The organism is Microbacterium sp. CIAB417 (genome assembly GCF_022788845.1).
Genome location: NZ_JAHZUT010000014.1, coordinates 34,497 through 47,368, shown reverse-complemented (window position 1 = coordinate 47,368; position 12,872 = coordinate 34,497). Strand labels below are relative to the sequence as shown.

At 68.7% G+C, this 12,872-nt stretch carries 13 protein-coding genes; 3 read left to right on the top strand and 10 right to left on the bottom strand.

Annotated features, from left to right (window positions below; all coding sequences use genetic code 11):
- Window positions 1-21: 21 nt before the first annotated feature.
- The 5 genes from KYX17_RS30235 to KYX17_RS30215 all read right to left on the bottom strand — a co-directional run bounded on the left by KYX17_RS30235 (window position 22) and on the right by KYX17_RS30215 (window position 4,025).
- The gene (locus KYX17_RS30235; protein WP_243233211.1) at window positions 22-1,596 is read right to left on the bottom strand and encodes a xylulokinase; all 1,575 of its coding nucleotides are present in this window, start codon (window positions 1,594-1,596) and stop codon (window positions 22-24) included.
- Complete coding sequence (locus tag KYX17_RS30230; protein ID WP_243233207.1) at window positions 1,593-2,315, bottom strand: L-ribulose-5-phosphate 4-epimerase; 723 nt, start codon at window positions 2,313-2,315, stop codon at window positions 1,593-1,595. Before KYX17_RS30230 ends, KYX17_RS30235 begins: the two co-directional genes overlap by 4 nt.
- Window positions 2,316-2,502: 187 nt before the next feature.
- Window positions 2,503-2,640, bottom strand: coding sequence for a hypothetical protein (locus tag KYX17_RS30225; protein WP_243233206.1), 138 nt, complete (start codon window positions 2,638-2,640; stop codon window positions 2,503-2,505).
- Window positions 2,641-2,896: 256 nt separating this feature from the next.
- On the bottom strand, window positions 2,897-3,103 hold the full coding sequence (locus KYX17_RS30220; protein ID WP_243233204.1) for a hypothetical protein: 207 nt from the start codon (window positions 3,101-3,103) through the stop codon (window positions 2,897-2,899).
- Between the two features lie 91 nt (window positions 3,104-3,194).
- Window positions 3,195-4,025 carry a universal stress protein gene (locus KYX17_RS30215; RefSeq protein WP_243233202.1) on the bottom strand — a complete coding sequence of 277 codons (831 nt, stop codon included), beginning with the start codon at window positions 4,023-4,025 and terminating at the stop codon, window positions 3,195-3,197.
- Window positions 4,026-4,083: 58 nt separating this feature from the next.
- Here KYX17_RS30215 and KYX17_RS30210 point away from each other — a divergent pair, with 58 nt between their 5' ends.
- Window positions 4,084-5,118 (top strand): glycoside hydrolase family 6 protein, encoded by a 1,035-nt coding sequence (locus KYX17_RS30210; RefSeq protein WP_243233200.1) that lies wholly within the window; start codon window positions 4,084-4,086, stop codon window positions 5,116-5,118.
- A 118-nt stretch (window positions 5,119-5,236) separates the two neighbouring features.
- Window positions 5,237-6,244 (top strand): response regulator transcription factor, encoded by a 1,008-nt coding sequence (locus KYX17_RS30205; protein ID WP_243233198.1) that lies wholly within the window; start codon window positions 5,237-5,239, stop codon window positions 6,242-6,244.
- 67 nt (window positions 6,245-6,311) lie between these two features.
- Here the strand turns inward: KYX17_RS30205 and KYX17_RS30200 are convergent, their stop codons facing one another.
- The 3 genes from KYX17_RS30200 to KYX17_RS30190 all read right to left on the bottom strand — a co-directional run bounded on the left by KYX17_RS30200 (window position 6,312) and on the right by KYX17_RS30190 (window position 9,423).
- Window positions 6,312-7,781, bottom strand: a complete 1,470-nt coding sequence (locus KYX17_RS30200) for a glycosyltransferase (RefSeq protein ID WP_243233197.1) — start codon at window positions 7,779-7,781, stop codon at window positions 6,312-6,314.
- Between the two features lie 175 nt (window positions 7,782-7,956).
- Window positions 7,957-8,670 (bottom strand): fructose 1,6-bisphosphatase, encoded by a 714-nt coding sequence (locus KYX17_RS30195; protein ID WP_243233195.1) that lies wholly within the window; start codon window positions 8,668-8,670, stop codon window positions 7,957-7,959.
- Between the two features lie 135 nt (window positions 8,671-8,805).
- Entirely contained in the window at window positions 8,806-9,423 is a 618-nt protein-coding gene (locus KYX17_RS30190) for a hypothetical protein (RefSeq protein ID WP_243233193.1), read from the bottom strand.
- A 66-nt stretch (window positions 9,424-9,489) separates the two neighbouring features.
- On the opposite strand from KYX17_RS30190, the gene KYX17_RS32405 reads away from it, so the two are divergent.
- Window positions 9,490-11,253: a DUF4012 domain-containing protein gene (locus KYX17_RS32405; RefSeq protein ID WP_243233191.1), complete on the top strand. Its 1,764-nt coding sequence runs from the start codon at window positions 9,490-9,492 to the stop codon at window positions 11,251-11,253.
- A 6-nt stretch (window positions 11,254-11,259) separates the two neighbouring features.
- On the opposite strand, the gene KYX17_RS30180 is transcribed toward KYX17_RS32405, so the two are convergent.
- On the bottom strand, window positions 11,260-11,955 hold the full coding sequence (locus KYX17_RS30180; protein ID WP_243233189.1) for an endonuclease/exonuclease/phosphatase family protein: 696 nt from the start codon (window positions 11,953-11,955) through the stop codon (window positions 11,260-11,262).
- 64 nt (window positions 11,956-12,019) lie between these two features.
- Window positions 12,020-12,859 carry a tRNA pseudouridine(38-40) synthase TruA gene (gene truA / locus KYX17_RS30175; protein ID WP_243233187.1) on the bottom strand — a complete coding sequence of 280 codons (840 nt, stop codon included), beginning with the start codon at window positions 12,857-12,859 and terminating at the stop codon, window positions 12,020-12,022.
- Window positions 12,860-12,872 lie beyond the last annotated feature (13 nt).

The window sequence follows — 12,872 nt, the reverse complement described above, 5'->3', positions numbered from 1 at the left end:
GGATATCTCTCTTTCGGTTTTTCAGAGCGCGGCGACGGCGGCGGCTTCGATGGCGAGGCCGGACCGGTAACGCTCGAGGTAGGCGGCGAAGCCGGCGACGTCGTCGGCGTCGGGCTCCGCGGTCGAGGTCGCGGCGCCGGCGAACACGCGGCGCTCGAGGTAGGTGGACAGATCGAGTTCGTCGGATTCGCCGAGATACGCGGCGAGCACCGCGATTCCCCAGGCGCCGCCTTCGGATGCGGTCTCCCCCACCGCGACAGGGGCCGCGAGCGCCCCGGCGAGGAAGCGCTGAGCGACGCCGGCCGTGCGGAACATGCCGCCGTGGGCGAACATCAGATCGAGCGCGACGCCCTCCTCGGCGAGCACCCGCATGCCCAACGCCAGGGTGCCGAACACGCCGTACAGCTGGGCCCGCATGAAGTTCGCGAGAGTCAGACGGCTGTCGGGCGTGCGTACGACGAGTGGACGTCCCTCCTCGAGTCCGGCGATGGGCTCGCCCGCGAGGTGGTTGTAGGCGAGGAGACCACCCGCATCCGCCTCGCCGCCGACAGCCTCACGGAAGAGCGTCTCGAACACGGCGTCCGCATCGAGCGGCTGGCCGGATGCGGCCGAGAAACGGGAGAACATCTCGACCCATGCCGCGAGCTCGCTCGCGCCGTTGTTGCAGTGCACCATCGCCACGGGATCTCCCGCGGGCGTGGTGACGAGGTCGAGCTCGTGATGCACGCGCTCGAGGGGGCGTTCCAGGACGACCATGGCGAAGATGCTGGTTCCGGCGCTCACGTTGCCGGTGCGCGGCGCCACGGCGTTGGTGGCGACCATGCCGGTCCCGGCGTCGCCCTCGGGCGGGCAGAGCGGGATGCCGGCACGGAGCGCGCCGGAGGGATCGAGCAGCGCTGCGCCTTCGGGGGTGAGCGCGCCTGCCTCGCGACCGGCGGGAAGGACCTCCGGAAGGATGTCGACGAGCGGACGATCGATGGCGCCGAGGGCGTCGTAGCGGGCGAGCAGGTCCGCGTCGTAGTCGCGCGTGACCGCGTCGATCGGGAACATGCCCGACGCGTCGCCCACACCGAGTACCGACCGCCCGGTGAGGCGGCGGTGCACATAGCCCGCGAGGGTGGTGATGGAGGCGATGTGCGGCACATGCGGCTCCGCGTCGATGGCCGCCTGGTGCAGGTGCGCGATCGACCAGCGCAACGGGATGTTGACGCCGAAGAGTTCGCTCAGCGCGCTGGCTGCGGGGCCCGTGTTGGTGTTGCGCCACGTGCGGAAGGGCACGAGCAGCTCACCGGATGCGTCGAACGCGAGATAGCCGTGCATCATGGCGGAGACGCCGATGGCGGCGTGGGTCTCCGGGCGAACGCCGTGCCGCTGGATCGCATCGGCCACGAGCGCGGCGTACGCGGTCTGGAGGCCGGCGACGACCTCGTCCAGGGAGTAGGTCCAGAGGCGATCGACGTAGCTGTTCTCCCACGCGTGAGCGCCCACGGCGATCACCGCGCCCGCGTCGTCGATCAGGCATGCCTTGATGCGGGTGGAGCCGAGCTCGATGCCGAGCCAGGTGCGCCCCGTCGTGATGGCGTCTGCAGCGGTCATCGCCGGTCGTCCCCGCTCTGTCCGTAGACGTTCTGATACCGCGCGTAGAGGCTGTCGATCGCCTCCTGCGGGATGGGCACGAGCTCTCCGCCCTGACGTGCGATGTGCACGGTGCGCGCGACGTCCTCGACCATGACGGCCGCCTTAACCGCATCCTTCGCGCTCACTCCGATCGTGAACGGGCCGTGGTTGCGCATCAGCACCGCGCGGGAGCGGTGCCCGCGCAGCGTCTCGACGATCCCGCGACCGATCGAGTCGTCGCCGATGATCGCGAACGGTCCGACCGGGATGGGGCCGCCGAACTCGTCGGCCATCGCGGTGATGACACAGGGGATCTCCTCGCCGCGGGCGGCCCAGGCGACCGCGTAGTCGGAGTGCGTGTGCACGACCCCGCCGACGTCCGGCATGTTGCGGTAGACGTAGGCGTGCGCGGCGGTGTCGCTGGACGGCGAACGCTCGCTCCCGGGCGTGCCGGGGATCACATTGCCGTCGAGATCGCAGAGGATCATGTTCGCGGCCGTCAGGTCGTCGTAGGAGACACCGGACGGCTTGATCACGAACAGGTCGGCACCCGGCACGCGACCGGAGACGTTGCCACCTGTCCACACCACCAGTCCGTAACGCACCAGTTCGCCGTGCAGAGTCGCGACATCCTCGCGAACGGCGTCGATGGCCGTCTGGACGTCAGAGGGGAAGGGCGTGGCTGCGCTGCCTGTCACGGGTGCTCCATTGGTCTCGTGGCCCGCGGGGTCCCATACCCGGCCGGCCGAAACAAATGTTACCGGTCACACAGCGGGTGTGCAACGACCACTCAGCCGACGAGCACCCGCGTGCCCCCACGCTCGCGGCGGTAAGACGCGTCGTTGCCGCGCGAACTGCTGCACGCACGGACGGACGCAGCCGCCGCTAGAGGATGGCGTTGAGGTAACTGATGATCGAGGCGTACACGAGGGCACCCACCCCGAGCGCCAGCAGCGCCACCCCGATGTAGATGAGCCATCGGGACCCGCCCGGCTCCGGATTGCGTTGCCCCTCGCGCGCCATGAGCGCCATGCTACTGAGAAAGGATGACGATCGTGTGACGCGGCGCGTCGGATGACGCACGGACCGCGGGGCCGTTGTCAAGCCCCTCCAACCGGAGCGGCTCACTTCCCATACTGGTGGGGCAACACCGCACGCCGGACGTGTTCGGGTCACCGACGGCGCGTGAAGGCACGGAGCGTTCCGCCCGTGTGATGAGAGGTCCTCTCCGGTTCCCCCAGGCCGCAGAGGGCCTCTCCGCTTTTCGCGGCGAGACCGGTCAGCGGTGGAGGCGACGCCGTGACACCGTCAGCGCGAGCGCGCCCAGCACGGCGAGCGTGGCGACGACGAAGGGGACGAGACTCGCGGCGCGCTGAGCGTGGAGCTCGAGCCCGGGAAGGGCCCCCGCGGCGAAGATGCCGACGGCGACCGCGATGAGAGCGAGCAGGCCGAGAGCGGTGACAGCTACTTGTGTTGCACGATCCATGAGGACTCCTTCGTCCGCCTACCGTGGTGGCACAAAGGTAGTCCTGCGCGGGCGCCTGCGACGCGTACGCGCCGGAACTGTGGAGATCCGCTCAGCGGACGACGGCTGTCGCGGTCGTCATCTGCGACACGACCTCCTCGCTGACCGAGCCGAGAAGGAAGCGGGCGAAGGCTCCGCGCCCGTGCGAGCCGACGACGACGAGGCGGGCCGCGCCCGCCGCATCCGCGATCGCCGCCGCGGGATCGCCCTCGACGACGCGGGTCTGCACGTCGAGATCCGGATACGCCTCGCTCACGTTTTCCGCGACGCGGTCGACGGCGGACTGGGTGATCGCGTTGAGGTCGGTGAGATAGAGGTCGGGGTACACACCGAAGTCGCCCGGAACGGCGACCGGCATCCACGCCGAGACGATCGTGAGGGTCTCACCGAAACGCTCCGCTTCGGACGCCGCGAACGCCACCGCCGCATCGGAGACCTCGGAGCCGTCGACACCGACCACGACGCCCGCGCCGTCAGCGGGCGCATCCAACGGCACCACGACGACCGGCGAGTGCGATCCGGCCGCGATGCGGTAGCCGTGCTGACCACGACGACCCTGTGCGCGCTTCTCTCCGCCGATCACCAGCAGCCGCGCATCCTTCGACGCCTCCACGAGCTCCGCAACCGGATTGCCGTGCGTGACGCGCACCTCGCACGAGACACCCGCCGACCGCAAGAGGCCCGCCTGCTGTTCGAGGCGCTCACGCGTCGCGGTGACGGCCGCCGTCAGCACGTCGTCCTCACCCACGGCTCCGGTGGCACCGCCCACGACGGAGAAGAGCACGAGAGACTCCCCGCCGCGGCGCGCACGGGCCGCCGCCCAGTCGACCGCACGCTGCGAGCTGTCCGCATCCGTTACGCCCACGATGATCGAGTCCGACATCCTGTGTCCTTCCGGTCGTTGCAGCCAGGGTAGCGCGGGCGCACGGTACAGTCCTTGCGTGAGTTCCACGCCAGCAAGGCCCGCCCGTGGGCGTCGGCGCGCCTTCCCCCGCTGGCTGCTGATCACCGTGCTGGCGGCGAGCCTGGTGATCGTGATCACGGCCATCGGAGTCGTGGGATGGGCGATCACCTCCGGGCTCCAGTTCCTCGGCGCGCAGGCACCGGGCGTGGGCACACGCATCGTCGTGCCCGAGGAGTCCAAGGCCAGCAAGGCCGCGACCGAGGGCGGGCTGGACTCCGACGCGCAAGCGGCGGCCGACTATCTCGCCGCCCAGCCGACCGCATACTGGCTCACTCCCGAGATCGACCCGATCGGCGACGCGGGTCCCCGCATCCTGAACCTCGCGGCCGAGGCCCGCGATCAGGATGCCGCGCTCGCCGTGGTCGTCTACGGTCTGCCCGAGCGCGACTGCGGCAGCCAGTCCGCGGGCGGGCTGGACGACGCCTCCTACGCCACATGGACGGCGGAGATCGGTCAGGCGTTGGCGAGCGTGAAAGACGTGCAGAAGATCGTCGTCCTCGAGCCGGACAGCCTCGCCCAGGCACCGGACTGCGATGCCAACATCGACCAGCGGATGAACGCACTCCACGATGCCGCGCTGCGACTGGTCGGCGTCGACACGTGGGTGTACCTCGACGGCGGCCACTCCAACTGGCGTCCCGCCTCGGAGATGGCCTCTCTCATCCAGCGAGTCGGGGTCACCGACAAGGTGCGAGGCTTCGCCACCAACGTGTCGAACTACAACCCCACCACCGACGAGTTCGCCTACGCGCACGAAGTGTCGCGGCTCCTCGGCGGCAGCCACGCCCTCATCGACACGTCTCGCAACGGCGCCGGCACCTCCACGAGCGAGTGGTGCAACGACCCCACGGCGCTCGTGGGCGAGCCCGGCGGAACGTACGGCGACGACGTCGTCGACACGAATCTGTGGATCAAACCGCCCGGAGAGAGCGACGGCGTGTGCAACGGCGGCCCGCGCGCGGGATCGTGGTGGCCGGACGGTTCCGTACAGCTCACGCGCAACGTGCTCTGACCGCGCACGTCATGGTACCCGCGGTGCATCGCGGGTAATCCGGCGGATATGGAACAATGGCGACGCGTGCGGTGCCACGAGCCGCGGCCTTGAACCGAGAATCGAGGATGCCGGACTCATGAGCGACGCTTCTGACGGGCAGAAGACCGCGGTCATCGTCGAAGACGATCCCGATGTGCGCCACCTCCTCGCCGAGGTGCTCGAGGCGGCGGGTTTCTCCACCGTCTCGGTCGGAAACGGCATCGACGGCGTGCGGGCCGTGCTCGCCTACCAGCCGCTCATCACGACCCTCGACGTCAACATGCCCGGCATCGACGGCTTCGAGGCCGCCCGGCGCATCCGCGAGAAGTCGAACACCTTCATCATCATGCTGACCGGGCTCGCCGATGAGGCCGACGTCGTCCTGGGGCTCGGTGCCGGCGCCGACGAGTACATCGTGAAGCCGTTCCGTCCTCGGGAGTTCCGCGCCCGCGTCGAAGCACTGCTTCGCAGGCCCCGCCCGGAGCCTGCGGGCCAGACCCGTCGACAGGAGAGCGTCGGTCCGTCGTTCCCCGGAGCGCGGCCGCAGACGCAGTCGATCCCCGTGCAGCCCGAGGTCCGGCAGTCCCCCGCGCCGGTGCACATCGAGGAGAGCTCCTACCCGCCGGAGGCGGCGATGCCCGCCGACCGCATGACGTACGCCACGCCGCCGACTTTCCAGCCTCAGCAGCCTGCGGTCCCGGCGCCCGCGGCCGGAGCGGGGGCCGAGCTCGCCCCTCAGGCCTCTGGCGCTCTCGTCCCCGGCGGCGGGTTCTGGGTGACGCACCGCGACCTCCAGCTGAACCCGGAGACGCGCATCGTGCTCGTCAACGGTCAGCAGATCGAGCTGACGCGTACCGAGTTCGATCTGCTGGCGACCCTCCTCGAGTCCAAGCGGCGCGTGCGCAGCAAGGCCGATCTGACCCTCGTGCTGCGCGGCGAGTCCTACGTCACGTCCTACTACGTGGGCGAAGCCGACAAGCGCGCCGTCGAGGCCCACATGACGAACCTCCGCCGCAAGCTGGGCGACAACCCGAGCAACCCGCGCTACATCGAGACCGTGCGCGGCGTCGGCTACCGACTGACCACCGAGCTGCTCGCCCCCTGATCAGGCGGGTGATGAACGAAGAGGGCTCACGGGAAACCGTGAGCCCTCTTCGTTCGGATGGTGCGGGTCAGACCTTGTAGCCCTGGTACCGACGCAGCAGCTTCGAGAACATGAGCAGCGTCTGCAGAACCGTCACGACACCGACGATGGGCCATCCGATCCAGAGGATGGAGGACTGCACGACCGGGCCCAGCATGTTCCAGATGATCGCCATGGCGACCAGTGCTGCGGCCAGCAGGATGAAGGGCGTCCAGTGGCCGATCGACCCGCCGCCGCGCTCCGCCTTCGCTTGCATGGCCCAGTTGTCGACCTTCTTCCGTGAGAGGAAGCGGGTCCACGAGCGGAGAAAGTGGCTGAGGCGGATCCACATGAAGATCTCCGCGGGGAAGACCAGCAGGGCGAAGAGGATGTCGCGCTGATTGCAGTACTTCATCGTGCGGGCGATGCGCAGGTTCAGCAGCACGGCCGTCAGCACGGGGATCAGCCACAGGGGCGAGAAGACGAAGGCGTTGATCGACAGCGAGCCGGCGAGCAGCACGAGGAAGGCGACACGGACGAAGAGGTTGGTGAGCATGCCGAAGTTCTCGAACCAGCGCAGGCGCAGGTTCGGGTGGAACGGCTGTCCCTTGGTGTCGCCGCGCTGCCCGGGCCACATGAGCTCGATCGCACCGAACGTCCACTTGACCTGCTGCGCGTCGTATCCCTTGAGCGTCGTCATACCGCCCACTGCGGCGCGCGCGTAGGGGCTGATCTTGGTGAGGTAACCGGCGCTCTTGATCTGCAGCGAGAGCAGCGAGTCCTCCACCTCGCTGTCCTTGACCCACGGGGTGTTCTGGTGGTTCTGCTTCATCGCGTCACGCAGGGCGTTGGTCGAGAAGATCGAGAACTGACCACCGAGCACCGCCATGTTGCGGCCGCGGAGGAGGTTCTGCAGGTTGAAGGCCGCGAACTGGGTGCGCTGGCCGGCGATGAGCCACTTGGCCGTGAGCCCCTTGATGGGGCGATCGTCGATCGTGTAGATCGCCGAGATGCCTCCGATGCGAGAGTCGCTGACGGCCTCGGTCTCGAGGTACTCGACGGCGCGCGGTTCGGCGATCGTGTCGCCGTCCACACCGAGGAGATAGTCGCATCCCTCGACGAGCGAGTAGCCGTAGTTGAGTGCGCCGACCTTCTTGTCGGGGTTCTTGCCGATGTCGTGCACGAAGACCTCGGTGAACTGCTCGCCGAGGTCAGTCATGATCTCGTGCGGGCCGGCATACTCCGACGCGATCTTCGCCGTGTTGTCGGACGTGTTGTTGATCACGACGTGGATGACATCGGGAACCCGCGTCTGGGCGAGGAGGGCCTCGATCACATCCGCGATCGACTCCTCCTCGTTGTAGGCGGGGATGACGCATCCGATCGTGGAGCGGTGCGTGGTCGAGTTCTCGAGCACGGACATGAAGTCCTGCTCGAAGTGCGTTTCGAGGTCGGCGCCGGGCGCCGTCGCCGGGTACACGGGCTCCAGCTCCTGTGAGGGCACCTGCTGATGCGCCATGCGGGGGTCCGACACAGTGATCACTTCCTGACATTCATGGGCCGCGATGCGGCGGGAGATCAGCACGCTGTTCGTGCGATGAGTCCAGAATGCACGCTCAACCGCAAGATCAGGGAGGGTCCGGCGAGAAGCTCAGCGCAAGATTGGCGCAAGATCAGCGCCGGTGGTCGTCGGCTCAGCCGGGGAAGATCGCGATCGGCAGGTACTGGTACACCGTCTGCTGCTGGAACGAGGTGTCCGTGTTGGCGGTGCCCTCGACCGAGATCGTCAGTGCGAACTCGAGAGTGAGACCGAACGTATCCGCCGGCAGTTGATGGATGCTCTGCTGGGGAACGTAGAGCCCGCCCTGGAAGCTGTTGAGCAGCAGCCCCCGGTCGGAGCGCAGGGTGTCGCTGGGAACCAGCGTGCGCGGGTCGGCGCTGAACTGGTAAGGCGACTGCATCTGGTTCGAGGTCTGCGTCGTGGTGGAGTTGATCTGCACCGACGAGATGTAGACCCGACGCTTGTCCGTCAGCACCGCCTTCTCATCGACGCGGTGGTCGTAGACGTTGACCGCGAAGCCGAAGACCTTCTCGTTGTTCGCGGTCCACTCCTGGGTGCGCTTGGGATCGACGGCCCACACATTGAGCACGAGCTCGAGATCCTGCGCCACGTCGCTGCGGAGCTCGACCGACCCGTCGTACGTGAACTGCGAGTTGAACGCCATGCTCGCCGAGGGGGCGGGCGAGGGCACGACGGTCGTCGGCTGCACGGCAGTGTTGGTGCCCTGCAGGGAATTGAAACCGTCGACGATCTGCGAACACCCGGTCAGAGCCAGGGTGCTCGCGAGGGCGAGAGCGGCCCCCACGCAGAGCCGACGCATACCGCGATCGACGAAGGGGATTCTCACAGGGCGCTCCTCGGAGACGTGGCCTCACGAGGCTCACAGGATTTCGGGTCGGTGCCGGCCCGTTTCCAGAAAACCCCGGGGTCAGCGCCGAAAGTATACGCGATCCACCCCCGTGCGCCATGCACGGAATCCCGGTCAGTCCTGCGATGCCCCTGCGATGGCGATCGTCAGCGTGTCGCTGGCGGTCTGCTTGGCGTATTCGGCCGAGGTGGGCGTGGTCTGCACGAGGAAGTCGTAGGTGAACTGCACCTGCACGAACGTCGCTTCGGCCGGTACGTCACCGATGTTGAAGGTCTGCGAGTAGCTATAGGGGTCGAGCACTAGATAGCCGGGGCTGACCGACGACTGGTCGGTCTGGGGCTGGAGGGGGTCGAAAGAGCGCGAAGCGTTGCCGGGGACGGCGACCATGGTCGCCTTCTGGAGGAAGACCTTCTGGCCGTCGTTGGGGGTGACGGTGGTCACCATCGAGATGCTGACGGGCTTCAGAGCCGTGGCCGTCCAGCGGTCCATGGACAGCGTCGACCAGTAGTTGATCGTCGCACTCACCGCGCCGGCGGGCACGACGCGCTGCGTCGAACCGCTGGACAGATCGTTGGTCACGGGAGTCGGAACGGGGGTGCTCGAACGCGACGCCGCCGTCGGACTCGGCGTCTGGCCGCCGGTGTTCCACGGCGCCGGACCGCATCCGGTCAGCAGGGCCGTGGCCAGCAGCGGAGCGACGACCGCGACGGGTGTCCAGTGTCTGCGGCGCATGGCGACTCCCGGTGTGAGGTGGAGTTCCCACTCTAGCGGCGAGGCATGACCGCTTAAGGTGAAGGCGTGACCAATCCCCTGCTGCCGGCGCCCGCCAGAACGGCCGGACGGATTCTCGTCTGGGTGCTGCTCGCCCTGCTCGTCGTCCTCGTTGCGGCAGCAGCCTGGCTGGGAGTGCGGGGGTACCTCGCCTACGGCCATCTGACCGCGGCGCAGCGCGCCGCCGGAGAGGTCACCCGCAACCTCGACGACACGGATGCGGCGACCGCACGGTTGGCCGACATCGCCGCGGACACGGCGGCCGCGCGCTCCTTGACCTCGGACCCCGTGTGGCGGGCGGCCGAGGTCCTGCCGTGGGTCGGGGACCAGCTCTCGGCCGTCGCCACCGTCACCGCGGCCGTCGACGACGTGGCCGGGAAGGCGCTGACTCCCCTCGTGCGCGTCGCGTCGGATTTCTCGGCCGGAGCGCTGAAGCCGGTCGACGGACGCATCGATGTCAGCGGGTTCGGCGAGATGCATGAGGCGGCCCAGAGCACCACCGCGCAGGTGGCTCTCGCCTCGGACGCCGTCGACGACATCGACCGCGCCGCCCTGCTCCCCCCGGTGGCGAAGGCCGTCGAGGACGTATCCGGGCTGCTCGCCTCCGTCGAGACGGGCTCGGATGCGGTCAGCCGCGCGACGGCGCTGATGCCGGCCATCCTCGGCGCGGACGGTCCGCGCAACTACCTCGTCGTCTTCCAGAACAACGCCGAGTGGCGTTCGCTCGGCGGCATCGTCGGCGCCATGGCTCTCGTGCACACGGAGAACGGTCAGATCTCCCTCGCGGCGCAGGCATCCGCCTCCGGCGACATCACTCAGTATCGCGACCCCGTGATCGATCTCGGTCCGGAGATCACCGGCTTCATGGACACACGGCCGGCGCGCTTCATGCAGAACGCCACGCAGGTGGCGTCTTTCCCCCTGGCGGCGCAGATCGCGCAGGCCATGTGGGAGCGCGAGTACGGCGTCCGAGTCGACGGCGTGATCTCCCTCGATCCCGTCACCCTGTCCTACATGCTCGCGGCGACCGGCCCGGTGGCGCTGCCCACGGGCGACGAGCTCACGAGCGAGAACGCGATCCCGCTGCTGCTGAACGAGGTGTATCTCCGGTACGACCCGGCGACCCAGGACGCGTTCTTCCAGGTGGCGGCCGCGTCCGTGTTCGCCAAACTCGCCGCAGGGGACGTCGCCCCGTCTGCGCTCGTCTCCGCCTTGGCGAAGGCCGGCGAGCAGGAGCGTCTGCTCATCTGGAGCAACGCGCCCGAGGAACAGGCGATCCTCGACGGCACGAGCCTGCAGGGTCTGCTGCCGGTGACCGACAGCGAGCGGACGAGCTTCGGCGTGTATCTCAATGACGCGACCGGCTCGAAGATGGACTACTACATGAGGGTCGGCACCGGAGTGCAGTGGTGCACCGCGCAGGGCGGGGCGAGCGAAGCCGTGCTCGACGTATCGCTCACCAACGATGCACCTGCCGATGCGGCCGGCCTGCCCGCTTACATCACCGGAGGCGGCGGCTTCGGCACCGAGCCGGGGCTGACCCGCACGACGGGGTATCTGTACCTTCCCGAGGGCGCCTCCGTGCTCTCCTCGGAGAACTCGGACGGCACGGGCTTCCAGTCCGGAACCGACCAGGGTCGACCGGTTCTCATCTGGTCGTCGTTGCTCGCTCCGGGCGAGCAGGCCAGCGCCAGCATCCGTGTCCGGACACCCTGGACCCCCGAGCTGAGCGCGCAGGTCACGCCGGTGCTGCCGGGGACGGACTCCGCTCTCGTCGCCTCCTGCGGCTGAGCGGGGTCAGCCCACCTCGACGCGGGCGCGCGACGACGAGAGCGTCGCGGTCACAAGGATCGGCAGGTGGTCACTGAGCCCCTGCGGCAGCGTTCGGATGTGCTCGATGTCGAACCCGGCGGATGTCGCGAAGTCGTAGTGCCCGCGGAAGAAGCGATAGCGCGTATACGTGCGGGTGTCGCTGAGCGTGAGCTCGTAGCCCTGGTCCCTCACCCGCTCGCCGAGTCGTTCCTTGAAGACGGGATAGTTGTAGTCGCCCACCATCAGGGCGGGAAGCTGCGGTCCGAGATCCTGCAGCTCGGCCAGTGCCGTGCGGATCTGGTGGCGACGCAGCGAGTTGAGCGCCGTGAGGGGCGCCGCGTGGAAGGACGCCACGATGATCTCGCGCCCCGCGTCGATGTCGTGCAGACGCACGCCCAGCATCCGCTCCTCCGCGGGCTTGAGCACCCGATCGTGCAGCGACTTCTTGAGTGAGAGCGCGCGCACCTCCTGCAACCGGAAGCTGCTCTCGCGGTAGTAGACCGCCAACCCCAGCCGGTTGCGGCTCGTCGCGTCCGCGAGGCGCAGGCCACCGCTCACCTCCGGGATGTCGGTCGTGTCCGCCTCCTGGAGACAGAGCACATCGACGCCGTGCTGCTCGGCCAGATCCGCGATCTCGCCCGCAGCGCGATGTTTGCGCAGGTTGTAGGAGATGACCTTCATCAGGCCATCCACACTATGCCCGGCACGTGAACGGCGGATGCCGGTTGCGCAACGCCCAGCGAGTTCATTCCTGATCGCGACGCGCGCGCGTCTGCTCGGCCCGCGCCGCCATGAGCTCCGGTTCCGGATAGCCGACCTCCGTCAGCACCAGCCCGCGCGCGGCGAGGACCGCGAACTCACTGGTCCGCGTCGCCTGCTCGCGCAGTCGCACGACGTCCTCGATCCCCAGACGCCCCTGGCCGACCGCCACACACGCTCCCACGAGCGCGCGCACCATCGAGTGGCAGAACGCATCGGCTTTCACGTTCGCGACGATCGCCCCCTCGGCGTCGCGTCGCCAATCGAACTCGAGGAGCGTGCGGATTGTCGTCGCCTCCTCACGCGGCTTGCAGTACGCCGCGAAGTCGTGCAGCCCCCGGAGCGAGCGCGCCGCCTCATCCATCGCCGCCACATCCAGCGCGGCCCGAACGGTGGTGGTGAACTCCCGCCGCAGCGGGTCGTAGCCGGTGACGTCGTCGGCGATCCGGTACGCGTAACGGCGCCACACGGCCGAGAAGCGCGCATCGAAGCCGTCGGGAGCGAGAGTGGTGCGGCGCACCGTCACATCCGAGTACGAGCTCAAGACGCCGCGGATCCGGCGCGCCAGAGCATCGACGGGGTCAGGCTCCGACCGGCGCGACGCCGCCAGCCTCGCCTGCTGGGCCTCGTCGAGATCGAGGTGGGCGACCTGGCCGCTCGCGTGCACGCCCGCATCCGTGCGCCCGGCGACCGTCAGCTGCGGCGCGCCGGCGACGATCCGAGCTAAGGCCTCCTCCAGCGTGCCCTGGACGGTGCGCAGGCCCGGCTGCCGCGCCCAGCCGCGGAAGTGCGTGCCGTCATAAGCGATGTCGAGTCGGATCCGCACCGCACAAGCCTAC